This window comes from Flavobacterium solisilvae (assembly GCF_012911605.1).
GTDB classification, from domain to species: Bacteria; Bacteroidota; Bacteroidia; order Flavobacteriales; family Flavobacteriaceae; genus Flavobacterium; species Flavobacterium solisilvae.
This window is the reverse complement of sequence record NZ_JAAMPT010000207.1, coordinates 142750-164464: the sequence shown is the minus strand read 5'-3', so window position 1 is coordinate 164464 and position 21715 is coordinate 142750. Positions and strand designations below refer to the sequence as shown.

Annotated in this window: 12 protein-coding genes; 11 read left to right on the top strand and 1 reads right to left on the bottom strand. The window is 34.0% G+C overall.

Translation table 11 applies throughout. The features are described 5' to 3' along the window. Positions 1-6: 6 nt before the first annotated feature. The gene (locus G6042_RS09515) at positions 7-2940 is read right to left on the bottom strand and encodes a SusC/RagA family TonB-linked outer membrane protein (RefSeq protein ID WP_169524203.1); all 2934 of its coding nucleotides are present in this window, start codon (positions 2938-2940) and stop codon (positions 7-9) included. 223 nt (positions 2941-3163) lie between these two features. On the opposite strand from G6042_RS09515, the gene G6042_RS09510 reads away from it, so the two are divergent. The 11 genes from G6042_RS09510 to G6042_RS09460 all read left to right on the top strand — a co-directional run bounded on the left by G6042_RS09510 (position 3164) and on the right by G6042_RS09460 (position 21703). Next, positions 3164-4186: a LacI family DNA-binding transcriptional regulator gene (locus G6042_RS09510; protein ID WP_169524202.1), complete on the top strand. Its 1023-nt coding sequence runs from the start codon at positions 3164-3166 to the stop codon at positions 4184-4186. Between the two features lie 177 nt (positions 4187-4363). Beyond that, positions 4364-5716: an MFS transporter gene (locus G6042_RS09505; RefSeq protein WP_169524201.1), complete on the top strand. Its 1353-nt coding sequence runs from the start codon at positions 4364-4366 to the stop codon at positions 5714-5716. Beyond that, positions 5716-6369 (top strand): beta-phosphoglucomutase, encoded by a 654-nt coding sequence (pgmB, locus tag G6042_RS09500; RefSeq protein WP_169524200.1) that lies wholly within the window; start codon positions 5716-5718, stop codon positions 6367-6369. Before G6042_RS09505 ends, pgmB begins: the two co-directional genes overlap by 1 nt. 99 nt (positions 6370-6468) lie before the next feature. Further along, on the top strand, positions 6469-8769 hold the full coding sequence (locus tag G6042_RS09495) for a glycoside hydrolase family 65 protein (protein WP_169524199.1): 2301 nt from the start codon (positions 6469-6471) through the stop codon (positions 8767-8769). Between the two features lie 64 nt (positions 8770-8833). Next, a complete protein-coding gene (locus tag G6042_RS09490; protein WP_169524198.1) occupies positions 8834-10660 on the top strand; it encodes a glycoside hydrolase family 13 protein in 1827 nt (608 codons plus the stop codon). Positions 10661-10669: 9 nt separating this feature from the next. After that, positions 10670-13090 carry a glycoside hydrolase family 31 protein gene (locus G6042_RS09485; protein WP_169524197.1) on the top strand — a complete coding sequence of 807 codons (2421 nt, stop codon included), beginning with the start codon at positions 10670-10672 and terminating at the stop codon, positions 13088-13090. A gap of 1 nt (position 13091) precedes the next feature. Next, positions 13092-14744, top strand: a complete 1653-nt coding sequence (locus tag G6042_RS09480) for an alpha-amylase family glycosyl hydrolase (RefSeq protein ID WP_169524196.1) — start codon at positions 13092-13094, stop codon at positions 14742-14744. A gap of 66 nt (positions 14745-14810) precedes the next feature. Then, positions 14811-15467 carry a glycerophosphodiester phosphodiesterase gene (locus G6042_RS09475; RefSeq protein WP_169524195.1) on the top strand — a complete coding sequence of 219 codons (657 nt, stop codon included), beginning with the start codon at positions 14811-14813 and terminating at the stop codon, positions 15465-15467. Further along, complete coding sequence (locus G6042_RS09470) at positions 15464-16672, top strand: BaiN/RdsA family NAD(P)/FAD-dependent oxidoreductase (RefSeq protein WP_169524194.1); 1209 nt, start codon at positions 15464-15466, stop codon at positions 16670-16672. The genes G6042_RS09475 and G6042_RS09470 overlap by 4 nt, the downstream gene beginning before the upstream one ends. 68 nt (positions 16673-16740) lie before the next feature. Further along, positions 16741-19776, top strand: coding sequence for a DUF7619 domain-containing protein (locus G6042_RS09465; RefSeq protein ID WP_169524193.1), 3036 nt, complete (start codon positions 16741-16743; stop codon positions 19774-19776). A gap of 154 nt (positions 19777-19930) precedes the next feature. Beyond that, positions 19931-21703 carry a T9SS type A sorting domain-containing protein gene (locus G6042_RS09460; protein WP_169524192.1) on the top strand — a complete coding sequence of 591 codons (1773 nt, stop codon included), beginning with the start codon at positions 19931-19933 and terminating at the stop codon, positions 21701-21703. Positions 21704-21715: the final 12 nt, after the last annotated feature.

The window sequence follows — 21715 nt, the reverse complement described above, 5'->3', positions numbered from 1 at the left end:
AATTTTTTAAAATTTAACGTTAGCTCCAAATAAGAAACTTCTTTGTCTTGGATAGATAGTGTTATCAAACCCTCCTGTAACTTCAGGATCTAATCCCGAATAGTCGGTTATTACAAAAGCATTTTGTACTCCTGTATATAATCTTAATGAAGCTTTTCCATCCAACCATTTAGGGAATGTATAACCCAAAGTAATATTATCCATTCTTAGGAATGATGCATTTTCAACATACATATCAGATAATGCATTATTACTATTTTGATTTACAATTCCTGTCTCTAATACCGATGATGGAATATTTCCAATTGTTCCACCTGTATTCAACAAATTATATTGTGCTTTACTAGCATTTACCACATTGAACACTCTATTTCCTAAATTAGCTCTTAGATTAAAATAAAAATCAAAGTTTCCATAGTTAAAGTTAGAAGCAAAACCTAAAATTAATTTTGGATCTGGATTACGGTAAATGTATTTGTCTTCGGAGTTTATTACATTATCTCCATTTAAGTCTGCAAAAGCACCTTCTATCGGAGTACCTGCATTGTCATACAATTGTTTATACAACAAGAAAGAATTTGGAGTATAACCCACAAAATGAGCTTGTGCTTGTGTTCCTGTTCCTACAACGTTATCTCCTGTTCTTATGTAAGCAGCATTTAATTTTGTAATTTCACGCTGATAAGTAGTGGCATTAAAATTTACATTCCAGCTAAGGTTATCTCTTTTGATAACTTCTGCATTTAATGATAGCTCGATACCTTTTGTGGTAAAGCTTCCTATATTTTGCCATGAACGATTAGAAAAGTTTGAACCATCTGCGGTTTCTACATCAGCTAATAAATCATTAGATTCTTTATAGAAAACATCTAAAGCTCCTGTTAATCTGTTATTGAATAGTCCAAAATCTATTCCTGCGTTATAGGTTGTAGTCTCTTCCCATTTCAATTTATCACTTAATCTTGCTGATACAGCAATTGGATAAGGAACTTCTCCGAAGTAATATTGAGAACTTCCACTTCCAATATTATATTGTTGTAAATAGTCATTTTCGTTTCCAATATTTTGTTGACCTGTAACACCCCAACCTAACCTTAATTTTAAATCACTAACTAAGTTACTATCTTTGAAAAAATCTTGATTTACCTTCCATGCAAAAGCTGCTGCAGGAAAATTCCCCCAACGTGTATTAGTCACAAACTTTGAAGAGCCATCTCTTCTATAAGTTAATGTTAACAAGTACTTATCTTTATAATTAAAATTTGTTCTTCCAAAGAAACCAATTAAAACAGTGTCAAACGGCACTCTAAACGTTGGAAATCCTGTTAGGCCTGTTGGTAAATTTGGATCATTTACATTACCTGTAGAGTACTTATCTGTATCCCATTTTTGATATGAATAACCCGCCGTAGCATCAAAAACCAATTCATTAAATGTCTTATTATAGTTAAAATAAAAATCTAATAATTTATTTTTTCTATACTCCTCAGTATATTCGTTCGTACCGTAAGGAATATTATTATTTGAACCGGATGAAGCTACATCTAATCCTGCTCGTCTTGATCTTTCACCATTTGTTTCATCAAAACCTAGGTTTACAACTGCTCTTAATTCTGGCAAGAAATGAAATTTATAATCCATTTCAAAATTTCCAAAAAATCTATTGCTTACACCTGTATCATACGTTTGCATCAATTGAGCTACTGGATTTCTTGGTGTCTGAGGAGTTAACTCATTATTTGATGGATTATAGTATTCAAAAAAACCTCCATAAACCGAATTAGCATCATATACTGGTTGCGTAGGATCAAATGCTAAAGCAGCACCTTCAACACCATCTGCAAATCTGTTTTTCTCATTAGAATAATTAGCATTTAATTTGAATTTCAAATGATCATTCAAAAATGATGGATTTAAAGCAACTCCAGCGGTACTTCTGTTGAATTTATTAGTCAATCTTAAACCTTCTTGATACGTATTTCCAATTGTTAATCTTGAAGGAATCACACCAAACAAGTTTCCTCTTACCGATAAGTTTTGATCAACTAAATCAGTTCTTCTGTAAATTTCATCCTGCCAATTGGTATTTGCAGTTCCTAATCTTGACACATCACCAGGTCTCCATTGTTGAATAATATCTCTATATTCGTTTGCTGAAAACACATCAATTTTATCAACAAGTCTTCCTGAACCATATTGAAAATTATAATCCACAGCAAGTGTTTTTCCTCCTTTTTTGGTGGTAATTAAAATAACACCATTAGAAGCTCTTGAACCATAGATTGCCGTTGCAGAAGCATCTTTCAACACAGTCATCGATTCAATCGTACTTGGGTTTAATGATGCTAAAAACGATGTAGAACCCGTTGTAGTTGCATTTTCAATTGGCAATCCATCAATAACAATTAACGGATCATTACTTGCAAATAAAGATGATCCACCTCTAATTCTAATTTCGGATCCCGAACCTGGAGCGCCACTAGTATTAACGGTAACACCCGCAACTCTACCTTGTAATAAATTTTCTGTAGTTACATTAGCTCCTTTATTAAAATCTTTGGTGGTAATTACAGTTGCTGATCCCGTTGCGTCTTTTTTCCTAACAGAACCATAACCAACCTGAACTACAACTTCTTGTAATTGATTAGCTTCTTCTACTAAAGAAATTGATAGTGATTTTTGACCAGAATATTTTACTTCTTGAGCAGTGTATCCTATAAAAGAGAACTGAACTAAGTCTCCATTATTAAGACCACCCAATTGAAACTTTCCATCAAAATCAGTTGTTGTGCTTTTGTTAGCACCTTTGACTATTACATTTACTCCTGGTAATGGTTGATTGGATGCTGCATCCAAAACAACTCCGCTCAATGTTTGTGCAAATGCACTAAACGGCAAAATCAGGAATAAAAATAACAACTTTTTGTAAATTGTTTTCATACATTTTGTTTAGGTTAAAATTTGTTTTTGTGCTTATACTTTTAGCTTCGAATTGTTAAATTTATGTAAAAAAAGGGTTTTAAAAAATGAACATCTGTTAATTGTGTTTCGAAAACGTTTTCGTGTTGAAAACTTTTTAGTTATAGCAGATTTTTGATAAGAAAATTGACGTTTGTGAAAAAAAAATATATCTTTATTGACAAATCATTAGTAAACAAAAAAAATGAAGAGAAAAGTAACACTAAAACAAATTGCAAAAGAATTGGATGTTTCAATCTCTACTGTTTCAAAATCATTAAGAAACAGTTTGGAAATTAGCGAAGACACACGACAAAAAGTACAAGCTTTTGCAAAATTGTACAACTATAAGCCAAATAACATTGCTTTAAGTCTTAAAAATAAAAAAACAAAAACAATCTGCATCATTATTCCCGAAATCATCCATCATTTTTTTGCCACCGTAATTAGCGGAGTTGAACATGTTGCTAATGAAAACGGATACAATGTTTTGGTCTGTCTTTCGGACGAATCATTTGATAAAGAAGTCATCAATATGGAAATGCTCGCTAGCGGAAGTATTGATGGTTTTATCATGTCTTTATCCAAAGAAACACAGCAAAAAAAAGATTTTCATCATATTACCGAAGTCATCAATCAAGGAATGCCAGTAGTCATGTTTGATCGAGTTACGAATGAAATTTTATGTGACAAAATCATTATTGACGACGTTCATGCCGCTTATAACGCAACACAGTTTTTAATCGATAAAGGACTAAAAAAAATAGCCCTAATCACAACTATAGACTACGTTAGCGTTGGAAAACTAAGAACTGATGGCTATAAAAAAGCATTAAAAAGCAATGACATTGATGTTAACGAAAATCTTATTCTAAAAATCGAAGACACCGAAGATTTTGACAATTATATAGAAGAACTACTCTTAAACAACGAAATCGAAGCCATCTTTGCTGTTAACGAACTTTTTGCTGTTACCGCACTAAAAATTGCTAACAAAATAGGAAAAAGAATTCCTGAAGACATTTCAATAATAGGTTTCACCGATGGAATTATCTCTAAATATTCCACTCCAAGCATTACAACCGTTAGTCAAAACGGCATAAAAATGGGCGGAAAAGCTGCCAAAATGCTAATCGACCGATTAGAATCGGAAGACGAAGAGGAAGAACAATACAAAACCGAAGTTATCGAAACTGAATTAGTGGAAAGAGAGTCAACAAAAAGCTGATTTTATCAACAAAAAACGTTTTCGTAAACTATCATTTATCAAAATATCTAATTAGTTAAATCAAATTTAAAATCTTTAGTATATTTACAACTTATTATCAAGCTTATACTTTACTTCGAAACTAAAAAAGCTTGATAAGCAATAGCTTATCGTATTATAAATCATTAAATTACGATAATGGAAAAGCGTAAATTAGGTTTCTGGGAAATTTGGAACATGAGTTTCGGTTTCTTAGGAATACAAATGGGTTTTGCCCTACAAAATGCTAACGCTAGTAGAATTCTCCAAATTTTTGGTGCCGATGTACATGAATTATCATGGTTTTGGATAATTGCTCCACTAATGGGATTAATTGTTCAGCCTATAATTGGACATTACAGTGATAATACTTGGGGAAGATTTGGAAGAAGAAAACCTTATTTTCTTACTGGAGCTTTATTAGCTTCTATCGGGTTAATTCTGATGCCTCAAGCCGAAATTTTCATAGCATTTATGCCTGCTCTATGGGTTGGCGCGGGAATGTTAATGATTATGGACGCATCTTTTAACATTGCAATGGAACCTTTCAGAGCTTTAGTTGGAGACAATCTTCGTGCCGATCAACATACGCTTGGTTTTAGTGTTCAAACCGCTTTAATTGGTATTGGAGCAGTTGTTGGTTCATGGTTGCCATATGTTTTAAATAAATGGTTTGGTATTAGCAATTTAGCCACAGAAACTTCTGCAGTTCCTCAAAATCTAATTTATTCTTTTATAATAGGAGCATTAATTCTTGTAGGTTCGATTTTAATTACCATTTTCACAACCAAAGAATATTCACCAGAAGAGCTCGCTCAATTCAATGATGAAAAACTACACAAAGAAGCTTTAGGCGAAAAAGAAAAAGAAGCAAAACTAACCGATATTTTCTCGGATTTTGCTAAAATGCCCGAAACCATGCGTCAACTGAGTTGGGTGCAATTTTTCTCTTGGTTTGGACTTTTTGGAATGTGGGTTTTTTCAACACCAGCAATTGCACAACACATTTATGGTTTGAGTATTGACGATACAAAAAGTGCCGAATTTCAATCAGCTGGTGATTGGGTTGGAATTATTTTTGGTGTTTACAACCTAGTTTCAGCAATCGTTGCTTTTGCATTGCCTTACATCGCCAAACAAATTGGGCGACGAAAAACACATGCGCTTTCTTTAGTTTTAGGTGGAATTGGGTTAATTTCTATGTATTTCATGCCAAATAAAGAAGCATTAATTTTCTCCATGATTTTAGTAGGATTTGCTTGGGCAAGTATTTTAGCAATGCCTTATGCAATTTTAGCAGGTTCAATTCATCCAAAGAAAATGGGAGTTTACATGGGAATTTTCAATTTTTTCATTGTAATTCCACAAATAGTAAATGCCTTAATTGGCGGACCGCTTGTAAAATATGTTTATGGCGACCATGCCATTTATGCTATTGTGATGAGCGGAATTAGTTTCCTTATCGCAGCATTTTTAGTAATTAAAGTAAAAGATAACGTAGACACAAAATAATGTCAAAAAAAGCATTCATATTCGACCTTGACGGCGTAATTGTTGACACCGCTAAATATCATTTTTTAGCATGGCAAAAATTAGCGCAGGAACTTGGCATCGAATTTACCCCAGAACACAACGAAGAATTAAAAGGAGTTAGCCGCGTTCGTTCGCTTGATATCATCCTTGAACTTGGAGGAATTCAAGCTTCGCAAGAAGACAAAAACAAATGGCTTATCCAAAAAAATGAAGATTATCTATCCTATTTAGTAGATATTGATGAAAGTGAAATTTTACCAGGAGTTTTACCTGTTTTACACTATTTAAAAGACAAAAATCAATTAATTGCTTTAGGTTCAGCAAGTAAAAATGCGAGACCAATTCTTGAAAAAACCGGAATTATCAACCTTTTTGACGCCATTGTTGACGGAAACGATGTTACTAATGCAAAACCCGATCCCGAAGTTTTCTTGCAAGCCGCAAAAAAACTTAATGTTACTAACGAAAATTCAATCGTTTTTGAAGATTCGGTAGCAGGAATCCAAGCCGCAAATATTGCCAACATGACAAGTATCGGAATTGGTGAAGCAACAACATTACACGAAGCAAAATATATATTTGAAAATTTCACGTTTATTGATGTTTCTTTTATTGAGTCATTAATAAATTAAAACAACAGAAAAATAAAAATTAGCGATTTAGGAAAACAATTATTTGGAGCAAACGTCTTTAAATCTTTACATCCAAAAATCTTTAAAATAAAAATAAAAATGAACCAAGATTATATCAAACCAGATAACTGGTCGATTATTGAAGAAGGATTTGATGCCGAAAGAGTAAAATCTTCTGAAAGTTTATTCAGTATTGGTAATGGCGCAATGGGACAACGCGCTAATTTTGAAGAACATTATTCTGGAAAAACATTCCAAGGAAGTTATATTGCTGGAATTTATTATCCTGACAAAACAAAAGTGGGTTGGTGGAAAAACGGTTATCCAGAATATTTTGCCAAAGTGTTGAATGCTCCAAACTGGATTGGTATCAACATAGAAATTAATGGCGAAAATCTAGATTTAGCAAAATGTCAATCGGTTTCAAATTTTAAACGTGAGTTGAATATGAAAGAAGGTATTTATTATCGTTCTTTCAATGCAAAAATGCAAAACGGATTAGAGATTAAAGTCAAAGTAACGCGTTTTCTGTCATTAGATATAGATGAATTAGGTGTTATCAATTATGAAATAACTCCAAATGCTGATGCCAAAATTGTTTTCAAACCTTATGTCGATGCTGGCGTTCACAACGAAGATGCCAACTGGGAAGAAAAATTTTGGGAACCATTGAACGTTCAGCATAACAACAACGAAGCTTTTGTTACGGCAAGAACTTTCAAAACCCATTTTACAGCGACAACATTTATGCAAAACGCTATTTTACTTAACGGTGAAAATACGAATGCATTACCTGTAAATATCGAAAAAACCAACGAAAAAGTAGCATTTACATACGAAGTTGCTGTTGCAAATGGACAAACAGCTTCCATCCAAAAATTGGGTGGTTATACTGTTTCAATGAATCACGAAAACACACAAAAAGCAGCTCAAACTGTAATTGCCGAAGGTTTGAAAATTGGTTTTACAAATTTAGTAGAAAGCCAAAAACAAGCCTGGGCAAAAATCTGGGAAATGAGCGATATTACTATTGATGGCGATGTAAAAGCGCAACAAGGTATTCGTTTCAATATTTTCCAGTTAAACCAAACCTACTTAGGAAAAGACAGCCGATTAAATATTGGTCCAAAAGGATTTACTGGCGAAAAATATGGTGGTTCAACCTATTGGGACACTGAAGCGTATTGCATTCCGTTTTATATGGCGACAAAAGACCAGCAAGTTGCTCGAAATCTTTTGGCTTATCGTTATAACCAATTGGACAAAGCTATTGAAAATGCTGAAAAATTAGGCTTTACAAACGGTGCTGCTTTATATCCAATGGTTACCATGAACGGCGAAGAATGTCACAACGAATGGGAAATCACTTTTGAAGAAATTCACAGAAATGGTGCCATCGCTTTTGCTATTTTCAACTATCACCGATTTACTGGCGATTACAGCTATATTCCAGAAAAAGGTTTGGAAGTTCTTATCGGAATTGCCCGTTTTTGGCACCAAAGAGCAACTTATTCAACTTACAAAAACCAATATGTAATTCTAGGCGTAACTGGTCCAAATGAATACGAAAACAACGTTAACAATAATTTCTACACCAATTATTTAGCCAAATGGTGCATTGATTATACTATTGAACAAATCAGCAAAGTTCAAAACGAATATTCAGCCGATTATTCTCGAATAATGAGCAAAGTTAATCTTGATGATGCCGAAATTGCACATTGGAAAAAAGTAGCTGACAAAATGTATTTTCCTTATTCGGAAGAACATGATGTTTACCTTCAACAAGATGGTTTTTTAGATAAAGAATTAGTAAAAGTTCACGATTTAGATAAATCACAACGACCAATAAATCAAAAATGGTCTTGGGATAGAATTCTTCGTTCGCCTTATATCAAGCAAGCCGACACATTGCAAGGTTTCTATTTCTTTGAAGATCATTTCAGCAAAGAACAATTAGAAAAACATTTCGATTTCTACGAACCATTTACTGTTCATGAAAGTTCGCTTTCGCCTTGTGTTCACTCCATTCAAGCTGCTGTTTTAGGCAGAATGGAACAAGCCTATACATTCTATTTAAGAACTTCTCGTTTGGATTTAGACGATTACAACAAAGAAGTAGAAGAAGGTTTACACATCACTTCAATGGCTGGAACTTGGATGAGTATTGTAGAAGGTTTTGGTGGAATGCGTGTAAAAAATAATGCATTACATTTTGAACCACGAATTCCAAAAGAATGGAATGGTTATTCGTTTAAAATCAATTTTAGAAATCAAATTTTGAAAGTTGCCGTTCATCAAAACGAAACCAATTTCACTTTAGAAGGCGAAACAGCAATTTCAGTTTTCGTAAACGGAAAAGAAATTTTGGTTGAACCGAATAGTTTAGTGACAGTATAAATTAACCTAACACTAACCCTGTCAGAGTTTAAAACTCTGACAGGGTTTTTTAATTATTTATAAAATGAAAAAAGCACTTCTTTTACTTCTGTTTTCAATTTCAACTTTCGCTCAAATTGACAAAGTTGAACCACCTTTTTGGTGGAGTGACATGAACCTTTCCGATGTTCAAATTATGTTCTACGGAAAAAATATTGCGCAAAACGAAGTATCGGTTTCCAATGGAATTATCATCAAAGGAATACAAAAAACCGAAAATCCAAACTACGTTTTCGTTACTGTTGATACTAAAAATGTAAGTGCTCAAAACATCGTTTTCACTTTCAAAAACGGCAAAAAATCATTTACCAAAAACTACGAACTCAAACAACGCAAAGAAAATTCACGCTTTCGCGAAAGTTACAACAGTTCTGACGTAATGTATCTTTTAATGCCAGATAGATTTGCTAATGGAAATCCAAACAACGACAGTCATCCATCCGTAACCGAAAAATACAATCGCGATTTGCCTGGCGGAAGACATGGTGGCGACATAGAAGGAATAATCAAAAACATCAATTATATTCATGAACTTGGCGCAACAGCCATTTGGTCAACACCACTTTGCGAAGACAATGACGAACGTTATTCCTATCACACCTATGGACAATCTGATGTGTATAAAATCGATCCAAGATATGGAACTAACGAAGATTATCTTCGAATGAGCCAAGAATTACACAAAAAAGGCATGAAAAATATCATGGATTATGTGACCAATCATTGGGGTTGGAAACATTGGATGATAAACGATTTGCCAACACGCGATTGGATTCACCAATTTCCAGAATTTACCAATTCCAACTACAGAATGACAACCCAATTTGATGTAAATGCTTCAAAACGAGATGCAGCACATTGTATGGATGGTTGGTTCGTAAAATCAATGCCCGATTTAAATCAATCCAATCCATTGGTTTTAAATTATCTTACTCAAAACGCTATTTGGTGGATTGAATATGCAGATTTAGATGGTTTCCGAGTAGATACTTATTCGTATAATGACAAAGAAGGAATTGCCAAATGGACAAAAGCAATCACAGACGAATATCCACATTTTAACATTGTTGGCGAAGTTTGGATGAACGACCAAGCGCAAATGGCTTATTGGCAAAAAGACAGTAAAATTGGCGCTATTCAAAACTTTAATTCCTATTTGCCTTCGGTGATGGATTTTACGTTGCACGAAGCGATAAGTTCCACTTTCAATGAAGACCAAGCTACTTGGGACAAAGGAATCATCAAAGTATATCAAAATTTTACTAACGATTTCTTGTATCCAAACATTGACAATATTTTGACTTTTATTGAAAATCACGATACGCAACGTTTCAATCATTTGTATCCCGATTTCAAAAAATACCAATTGGCTATGACTTTGTTAGCAACGGTTCGTGGAATTCCTCAGATTTATTATGGTTCCGAAATTGGTATGGCAGGAAACAAAGATAAAGGCGATGCTGATATTCGTCAAGATTTTCCTGGTGGATGGAATGGCGACAAAAACAACGCCTTCACAGCTTCTGGAAGAACCGAAGTTCAGAAACAATACTTCGATTTTACGTCAAAACTATTAAATTGGAGAAAAAACAAATCGGTTATTCATGCAGGAAAGACAACTCATTACATTCCAGAAAATAACGTTTATGTTTATTTCCGTTATGATGAAAAAGAAACGGTAATGGTTATCATCAACAACAATCCCGAAAAACAAACCCTCAAAACCAATCGTTTCTTAGAAAATATCAAAAACTATAAATCTGGAAAAGATGCTTTAGGAAACACTTCTTTTGATTTAAAAAATGACATCACCATCGAAGGAAAATCTGCCTTAATTTTAGAATTAAAGTAAACCCAAACCATGAAGAAACTACTTTTTATCTTTTTAATTACATCAACTGCTTTTGCCCAAAACGCAAATAGAAAATTTATTTCCATCACAACTGACAAAACCTTTTGTAAAATAAAAGTAAGCGACGGTTCGTATCAAATTCGTTTTCTCTCGGATAAAATCATTGAAACAACTTTTATTCCCAATGGAGAAAAGTACAACCCAGCATCTGACCTTGTCGTATTGAACGAAAATAAAAATCCAAATTGGAAAATTTCGAAAGATGCCAATAGCAACACTTTCGCTTTTAACGACTTGGCAGTAGAAGTGATTAAAAATCCGTTTCAAATTATATACAAACACAAAGGTGCAGCAATCCTTTCAGAAAAATCAGGATATACAAAACGCAAACACATTCCGTTAGAAAACGTAAAAGGAAACATTGTTTACGACTCTACCGAAGTCTTACAATTTAATATTACTCCAGATGAAGTACTTTATGGTGGCGGTTCGCGTGCTTTGGGCATGAATAGACGCGGCAACCGTTTAGCACTTTATAACAGAGCACAATATGGTTATGAAACTCGTGCCGAACTAATGAATTTCTGTATTCCTGTGGTGTTGTCTTCAAAATTATATGCCGTTCATTTTGATAATGCTGCTATTGGTTATCTCGATTTGGATAGTCAAAAGAACAACACTTTAGAGTATGAAACTATCTCAGGAAGAAAAACCTATCAAGTAGTAGTAGGCAATTCTTGGGAAGATTTAGTCCAAAACTATACTGACTTAACCGGAAAACAACCTCTTCCACCACGTTGGGCTTTTGGTAATTTCTCCTCTCGATTTGGATATCATACGCAAGAAGAAGTTGAAAAAACTATTAAAAAATTTCAAGACAGTAACATTCCAGTCGATGCTATAATTCTTGATTTATATTGGTTTGGAAAAACCGTTCAAGGCACGATGGGAAATCTCGATTGGGACAAAGATAATTTCCCTAATCCTGAAAAAATGATTGCAGATTTGAATGCCAAAGGTGTCAAAACCGTTTTAATTACAGAACCATTCATTCTTACTACATCGTCTAAATGGCAGGAAACGGTAGACAAAAAGGTACTAGCAACGCTTAAAGATGGAAAACCAGCAACATGGGATTTCTATTTCGGGAATACTGGAATTGTTGATGTATTCAAGCCGGAAGGTTCTGCATGGTTTTGGAATGTTTACAAACGACTAATTAATCAAGGTGTTGCCGGTGTTTGGGGCGATTTAGGCGAACCTGAAGTGTTTCCTAGCTTTGCTAATACCGCAAAAGGAACAGCAGATGAAGTACACAATATCTATGGACACAATTGGGCAAAACTCATTGCCGATGGTTATAAAAAAGAATTCGCAACCCAACGTCCATTCATTTTAATGCGTTCTGGATATTCTGGTTCACAACGGTTTGGAATGATACCTTGGTCTGGAGATGTTTCAAGAAGTTGGGGTGGTTTACAATCCCAAATGGAAATTGCCCTTCAAATGGGTATGCAAGGTTTAGCCTATATGCATTCTGATTTGGGAGGATTTGCTGGCGATTACTTTGATAATGAATTGTATCTAAGATGGTTGCAGTATGGTGTTTTCAACCCAATTTTCCGTCCACATGCGCAAGAAGACGTAGCTTCTGAAGTTGCTTACAAAGATGTTGACACTAAGGAAGTAGCCAAGAAAGCCGTCGAACTCCGTTATCAATTGCTGCCTTATAACTACAATTTGGCTTTCGAAAATACTACAAAAGGAACGCCTTTAATGCGTCCATTATTTTTTGAAGAACCACAGAATACTGCTTTATTAGGCAAATCGGATGGCTATTTTTGGGGTAATGACTTCTTGATTTACCCAATAACTCAACGTGGTCAAACCCAAAAAGAGGTCTATTTCCCTAAATCGAGTAATTGGTATGACTTTTACTCTGGTAAAAAATACGAAGCGGGAACAACCCAAACCGTAGCAACCAACAAAGAGAATATCCCAACTTTTGTTCGTGGTGGAAGCTTCATCCCGATGAGCAAAATCATTCAAAACACTACCCAATACAACCTCAACAGCTTTGATGTACATTATTTCTTTGATGAGAAAGCTACCAACTCGAAGTTAAATCTGTACAACGATGATGGTGTAACTGCCAATAGCTTTGAAAATCAAAAATTCGAGAAATTCGACTTTAGAAGTAAGTTCAAAAACAACACGCTAAACATCAAAGTCGAATATGACCATACCTATGCCAATGCTACCAGCAAAAAAGTAACTTTGATAGTGCATGGTTTTACCCAAAAACCAACCAACATCAACCTGAATGATAAAAAATTAAATCCAACGGAATATACCTTTGGAAACAACTTGTTGAAAATTACTTTGGATTGTCCGCTTGACCTTACGAATGACCTTGAAATCAAATTATAATATGAAAAAGATAACTACCTTACTCCTACTTTCAATCGCTTTTGGTTGTAATTCCACTAAAGAGACTGTTTCAAAAAACACTACTAAAACCCCTTTCGTTTGGGAAAGTGCCAATGTCTATTTTTTACTACTTGACCGCTTCCAGAATGGCAATCCATCGAATGATAACATCATTAAACGCGATAAACCTACTGGTCCGTTGCGCGGTTTTGAAGGTGGCGACCTTCGTGGTATCATTCAAAAACTGGACGAAGGTTATTTCACCTCTTTGGGTATCAACGCTATTTGGATGACGCCAGTGGTAGAACAAATTCATGGCAGCGTAGATGAAGGAACCGGAAACACTTACGGTTTTCATGGCTATTGGACGAAAGATTGGACAGCGATTGACCCAAGTTATGGCACACGCGCCGACCTAAAAGAACTGGTGGACAAAGCTCATGCTCGTGGTATTAGAATTATGCTTGATGCCGTAATCAATCATACAGGTCCAGTTACTGAGTTAGATCCTGCTTACCCTAGTGATTGGGTGAGAACTTCGCCAAAATGTACCTACAACTCCTATGATACGTATATAAATTGTACATTGGTGGAAAACCTTCCCGATGTATTGACGGAAAGTAACCAAAACGTAGCCTTGCCACCAATGTTAGTTGAAAAATGGAAAAAAGAAGGACGCTATGAACAAGAAGTAGCCGAACTCGATGCTTTTTTTAAAAAGACAGGTTATCCTCGTGCGCCAAAATACTACATCATGAAATGGTTAGCCGATTACATTGCCGATTTTGGAATTGATGGTTACCGTGCTGACACCGTAAAACATACACAAGAAAACATTTGGAAAGATTTTCAAGCGGTATGCCAAACTACTTTTGATGAATACAAGAAAAACAATCCATCAAAGGTGTTAGATAATAACAAATTCTTCACCGTAGGTGAAGTATATGGTTATAATATCGGTGCCAAAAGGCTTTATGATTTTGGCGATAAGAAAGTAGATTATTATGCCAACGGGTTTACTAGTTTAATTAATTTTGATTTTAGAAACGAAGCCAAACTTCCTTATGAAGAACTGTTTAGCAAATACAATTCGATACTACAAAATGATTTAAAAGGTTATACTGTGATGAATTATACAACTTCTCATGACGATGGTTGGCCTTTTGACAAAAAAAGAGAACGCACTTTTGAAGCAGGAACAAAACTATTGCTTGCACCAGGAATTGCTCAAGTATATTATGGTGATGAAAGTGCTAGAAATCTAGACATTGCGGGTGCTCAAGGCGATGCTACCTTGCGTTTATTCATGAATTGGGAAGAACTAAAAACAGATACTTCTAAAAAAGAACTGTTGCTACATTACCAAAAGTTAGGTCAATTTAGAGCCAATCATCCAGCCGTTGGAGCTGGTGTTCACCAACAAATTTCGGCTGCACCTTATGTATTCTCTCGTTCATTTGCCAAAGAAAATTATACTGATGCCGTAGTAGTTGGTTTGGATTTACCTGTTGGACCAAAAGAAATATCGGTTGGAAAAATTTTTGTTGATGGAACTAAGGTAAAAGATACATACTCAGGCAAAGTTTCAATCGTTTCTAATGGAAAAGTAGCCCTTGATAGTCCGTTTAGCATTATTTTATTAGAAAAAAACTAAGTTACTAGCTTGTAAATTTTACTATCTTTAGGTCTTTAAATCAAAAAAGCCTTAATTCATTCTAAAATGAACCAAGTCCTTACTATTGGTCATCGTGGCACAAAAGGTCATGCTCCAGAAAATACCATTGCTTCCTTTGAAAAAGCAATCGAAATGGGTGTTGACATGATTGAGCTTGATGTTCACCTCAGTAATGACTTGGTGCCAATGGTTATCCATGATGCTACAGTTAATAGAACCACTTTAGCTACAGGAAACGTTGCCAATTTTTCTGCAAAAAAACTTCAGCAATTAGGCGTTCCATCGCTTGAAGATGTTTTTACATTAGTTCAAAATAAGTGTAGCATCAACATTGAAATAAAAGTATATGCAGCTACACAACCCGTTTTAGATGTGTTGCAATCATCATCATTTGATGTAGATAAAATCATTATTTCTAGTTTTGATTGGCATGTGTTACAAGAAATACGCTTTCAAAACGATACTATTAAACTTGGGGTTTTAACCGAAACTGATATTAGCTTAGCTATTGGCTTTGCTACTTTTATTAAAGCCTTTGCTATTCATCCGTATTTTCATTTGCTGACATTGGACACTGTAAAAAAAATGAAAGAAAAAGAATTTAAAATATTCCCTTGGACAGTAAATGAGCCGGAAGATATTACCTTTGTCAAATCATTACAGATTGACGGTATTATCACAGACTTTCCTGAACGAATATGAATTCAAAATACGACATAATTATTGTTGGCGGTGGTGCGGCAGGTTTTTTTTCAGCAATTAATATCGCCGAAAAAAATCCTAAACTAAAAATTGCCATTTTGGAACGCGGAAAATCAGTGCTGGAAAAAGTTCGAATTTCTGGCGGCGGACGATGTAATGTTACTCATGCTGAATTTATTCCGAAGGAATTAGCCAAAAATTATCCGCGTGGTGAAAAAGAACTCGTTGGTCCGTTTCACCAATTTTGTTCTGGCGATACGATTGAATGGTTTGCTAATCATGGTGTTGAACTTAAAATTGAAGACGATGGTAGAATGTTTCCTACTACCGATAGTTCCCAAACGATAATCGATTGTTTTTTATCAGAAGTAAAACGGTTAAAAATCGATGTCTTAACTGGTCAAAGCGTGCAATCTATTTTCCAAGGAAATGATTATTGGAAAGTAGAAACTAATCACGAAACTTTCTCTTGCCAAAAACTAATTATGACCACTGGAAGTAATCCTAAAATTTGGGAAATGCTTTCAGAAATTGGACATTCAATTGTTTCGCCAGTTCCGTCATTATTTACTTTTAATATCAAAGACAATAGGATTGCAGCCTTAATGGGGATTTCGGCTTTTGCCAATGTGAAAGTAAAAAACACAAAATTAGAAGCTTCTGGACCTTTGTTAATCACACATTGGGGAATGTCTGGTCCAGGAATTTTGCGACTTTCAGCTTGGGGTGCAAAAATTTTAGCCGAAAAAAAATATCAATTTACTATTCAAGTCAATTGGTTAAATGATACAGCATTTGAAGAAACTTTAGACATTTTAAAAGACTTAAAACTAGAACATTCTAAAAAAGTTGTCTCCAAAAAATCGCCGTTTGAATTTCCAAATCGATTATGGGAAAAACTTGTTGAAGCTTCTACGATTTCATCTGAAACCAAATGGGCTGATGTATCAAAAAAACAACTCATCGATTTAGCCAATCAATTGACAAATGGCGAATTTCAAGTAAACGGAAAAAGTACGTTCAAAGAAGAATTTGTCACGGCTGGCGGCATTGACCTAAAAGAAATTAACTTCAAAACAATGGAAAGTAAATTGTTCCCAACCCTTTTTTTTGCTGGAGAGATTGTAAATATTGACGCCATTACTGGAGGTTTTAATTTCCAAAATGCGTGGACAAGTGGTTATATTCTCAGTCAAAACCTGTAAATTCTCATTCAAGGTTGCAATTGTTTAAAAATCAATTATATTTGAATACAAAATATTAGCAACTACTTATGAAAAAACAACTACTTTTTTTATTCTTATTATTCAGCAGTACGCTTTTTGCACAGTTTCAAAACCAATATCCAGATTATTCATTATGTGATGACAACAACGATGGTTTTGAAGCGTTTGACTTAACATTACGAACCGCAGAAATTCTTAACGGTGCTAGTCCATCGGAATATACTGTTGCTTTTTATGAAACTTTTCTCGATGCTTCATCAGGTGTAAATTCATTTTCACAACCAAACAGTTATTTCAACATTAATCCTAATAGTCAAATGATTTATATTGGTATTAAGGAAATAGCTACTAATGAAATCAGTGTCGCTTCAATGCTGTTAAATGTAGTGCCAAAACCTCAATTTATAGTTAATGATGCTGTTGCTTGTAACGATAATGGTATGTATCATTTTGATTTAGGGAGTATTGCAGAAGACATTTGGGGACAAACAACTTCTTCACCAAACTCACTAAGTATTGGATTCTATTTAACCTTAACAGATGCTCAAAACAATACTAATCCACTTTCTTATACTTATTCAACACAAACAAACAATACTGTACTATTTATTAGCGCTATAGATCTTCAGCATAGTTGCAGTTCAATATCTACATTAACACTTGTTGGAGAAGATTGTGCTGGTAACACTTGTGTTCCGCCAACAAACATTGCGGTTACTAATATTACTAACATGACTGCAACTGTAAATTGGACATCATTAAATGGTGAAACGCTTTGGGAAGTTATGATTTTACCTATGGGAAGCAATCCTCCATTGCAAACTACTATGGGAATTATTACCAATGCAAATCCATTTGTTTTGACCAATCTTCAATGTAATACTGACTATGATGTATATGTTAGAGCAACATGTGGTTTGGTAGAATCGGCTTGGAGTACTATTCCTATTAGTTTTACAACAGCAATTTGTGGCGGAGTAGTTTCGGTAGGAACAAGTTATACGCCAACCCAATTGGTAAATGATGTTTTGTTGAGCAATGCATGTGGAATAGCAAGTAGTATAACATCACAAGGAAACTGTGGTATTGGTTATTTCAACAATAATGAAAGTGATTTCCCATTTGAAGAAGGTTTGGTAATTCGTTCAGGAAATGTTCTTTCTTCGGCTGGTGCTTATACCGGAAATACTAATTCATCAACTTGTTCTCAACTTGGCGACAGCGATTTGAATGCCATTGTAACAACAAGTGGACATTTAGGAAATATAGTAGATGTATCTTCGGTTAAATTTAATTTTACCGCTGCATCCAATTTATTATCATTTAATTTCATCTTTGCTTCCAATGAATATGGCGAATTTCAATGTGCTTATTCGGATGTTTTTGGATTTATATTAACCGATTTAGTAACCAATGTAAAACAAAATATTGCTGTTATTCCAGGAACAACAACGCCAGTTTCGATAACAAGCATTAGAAACAATCAACATAATGCTAGTTGTACTTCAGTAAATCCTGATTTTTTTGATAGTTATAACGTAAATAATTCGAACAGTACAATCAACTTCAAAGGACAAACGGTTCCAATGACAGCGTATGCTCAACTAATTCCAAATCGTCAATACTCATTAAAATTAGCCGTTGGCGATTATCAAGATAGTTCATACGATTCAGCAGTATTTATAGAAGGTGGAAGTTTTGCTTTTGGTAATCAATGTCAAGATAACATCCAATTAGTTGCTTTTATCGATGCAAATAATAACGGTATAAAAGACACTAACGAAGTTAATTTTTCGCAAGGAACTTTTAATTATGTAGTAAATGATAGTGCTGATGAAATTGTAAATCAATCATCAAATGGTATTTTATATATTTTCCCAGAAGATGTTACAGCAAGTTATGATTTTACCTATGCTATTTATCCTGAATTAGCGTCTTATTTTTCGACTTCAACCTCGTTTTCTAATATAGTTCATGTTGCTGGAGGAAATAATATTTATTATTTTCCAATAACCAATACGCAACCTTACAGCGATGTAGAAGTAACAATAACATCGTTTCAAAGTCCTGTTCCAGGATTTAGTTATAACAATGTCATTACTTATAAAAACAACGGAATTACTCCAGTTTCGGGAACATTAAACTATACGTATGACAGTATTTTAATGCTAACAAACATTACGCAAACTGGCACAACACCAACAACCAATGGATTTACTTATAACTATACTGATTTATTACCAGGCGAAAGTCGCGTTATTATTACCAGTTTTACTGTTCCAACTATTCCAACCGTTACATTAGGACAAATAGTTGCCAATACAGCTAGTTCTACAAATTCTGGTGATGTAAATCCTGCCAATAACAGCTTTAATTTTTCACAGGTTATTGTTGGTTCTTATGATCCAAATGATAAAATGGAAGCGCATGGTGGCAAAATTGAAATCAGTGATTTTGACAGTAATGATTATTTATTCTACACCATTCGTTTTCAAAACACTGGAACGGCAAACGCACAATTTGTTAGACTTGTAGATGATTTAAACAATCAATTAGACGAAACTAGCATAAGAATGATTAGCGCAAGTCATAATTATACATTAACCAGAACTGACCAAAACTTAGTTTGGAAATTTGACCAAATCAATCTTCCACCAGAAATTGTTGATGAAGTTGGAAGCAATGGTTATGTTCAATTCAAAATAAAACCAAAACCAGGTTTTGCCGTTGGCGATATTATTCCAAATACTGCCGAAATTTATTTCGATTACAATCCAGCGATTATAACCAATACTTTCAACACCGAATTTGTTCAATTATTAGGCAATACGGAATTTAGCCAAACAACAATTAGTTTGTATCCAAATCCAGCCAAAGAAAGTTTTACCATTCACAATTCTGGAACAGAAACTATTGGCGAAATATCAATTTATGAAATCAGTGGAAAAAGAATATTCCAACAAACAAAATCATTTGAAACTCAAACTACAATTCCAGTTTCTAATTTTGCTAAAGGAATATATTTAGTAGAAATAGTATCTGAGAATAAAGTAAAATTGACTAAGAAGTTAATCGTTGAATAACCTAAAAGTCCCGAAAATTTCGGGACTTTTTTTATCGAAAAATCACAAATCTCATTATTGCTCTATTTACAGAAAGTCAATTTGTATAATTTTTTCTTATATTTGAATGATTTAATTATCTCTAAAACAATTACTTATTCTAAATTTTATTAAAATGAAATTCATAAAAATAACTTTTTTTTTGTTATTTATTTGGTCAAAGGAATTACCCGCACAAAACCTAGATGTTCAACGTTTATGGGGTTCTTATTACGCTCCAGAAACCAGCAGAATGTACGGATTAAAAGAAGATAAGTTTGGTAATTTATTTGGATTTGCAGTTATTCATTATCCCTATAATCATGACATTGTAGATTATATGAATAGTTTCATTACTGAAGATGCATTTGATTCTTTTCATGAAGAAAATAGTGCGTTTACTTCCTTTGTATTTAAACTATCTCCACAAGGCAATGTCTTGTGGAGTACTTTTTTTCCTGGAGTAGTTATGGATATAGCATTTCCTCCTAATGGACTAGGTTTCTATTTGTGTGGAGATAGTGCTCATAATTCAAACTTAATTGCTTCTGAAAATGCGTTATTTCCAAATCAAGATGAATTTGGAACTGATGTATTCTCTAAAATGACTGGATTTATAATAAAGTTTGATGTTAATGGACAAAAGCTTTGGGGAACTTATCTTCCAAATGCAACATATTTGGAAACAGATAGCTCAGGAAATGTTTATGTTACTGGAACTACACATTTAACAGAACTATTTGGAGGTGAAGATGCATTTGACAGCAATTTTATATATCAATATACTGGTAATAATTTCCAACCAAATGCATACATACTTAAACTAAATCCAGAAGGAGAATTACAATGGAGTACTTATTACGGCGTTACACAAATTAGCAGTATTACTACTAAAAACAACGAGTTTTATGTAACAGGCAGAGCCACTAATTCAAATAACTATTATGCCACCGAAGTCGCTTTTTTATCTGGATTTAATTCAGGAATGTATTTGTCAAAATTTAATACAGCTGGGGAACGTCTTTGGAGTACTTATTATGGAAGTGGTGTTTCAACTGAAAATATATGGAGTGTAAAAGTAACCACTAACAACAAAGTTTTAATTTCTGGTTTCACTTCAAGTAATATTAATATCGCTACTTCAGGAACTTTTAGAGAAAACAAATTAGGAACTAATGACTATTTTATTGCTCAATTTGATACCGAAGGCAATAGAGAATGGGGAACCTATTTTGGAGGCGAAGGATATGACACTGGCATAGGAATTCTCGATGTTCTAGACATCAATGATAATTATATTTTTACTTGTGGAAGCACAAAAAGCTCAAACGGAATTGCTACTCCAGATGGACTAAACAATACTATTAGTAATACTTCTTTTGATGATGCGTTTATCAATATTTTTGACCACAACGGTAATCGTTTATGGGGTAGTTATTATGGTGGTGTGGATTATGAATTGGAAGTTGGAATTTTAACATCAATTTACGAAAACAGTTTTTATTTATACGGAGGAACAAGAAGTATAAGCGGAATATCAACCCTAAATGGAGCTTATCCTAATTTTAATTATTTTATTCCGCCTTATGGTAGTACACATGACAATGCTTATCTTGCTAAATTCAGTATAGGAACACTAAACAATCCAGCGCACAACACCAATGAAATATCACTTTATCCAAATCCTAACAATGGTAGTTTTACGCTTTCAGGAAGTGTTTTAGGCAAAGAAAATTTTGAAATGCAACTCTATAATATGCAAGGACAACAACTTGTAAACAGAAATTTATCTTTATATGAAGAGCAAAATTTTAATTTTTCACCTTACCTAAAAAGTGGAATTTATATATTGAAATTACAATCAAAAGAACAAAAAATTCAAAAAGAATTTAAGTTCATTGTAAAATAAAAATTGCTCTTC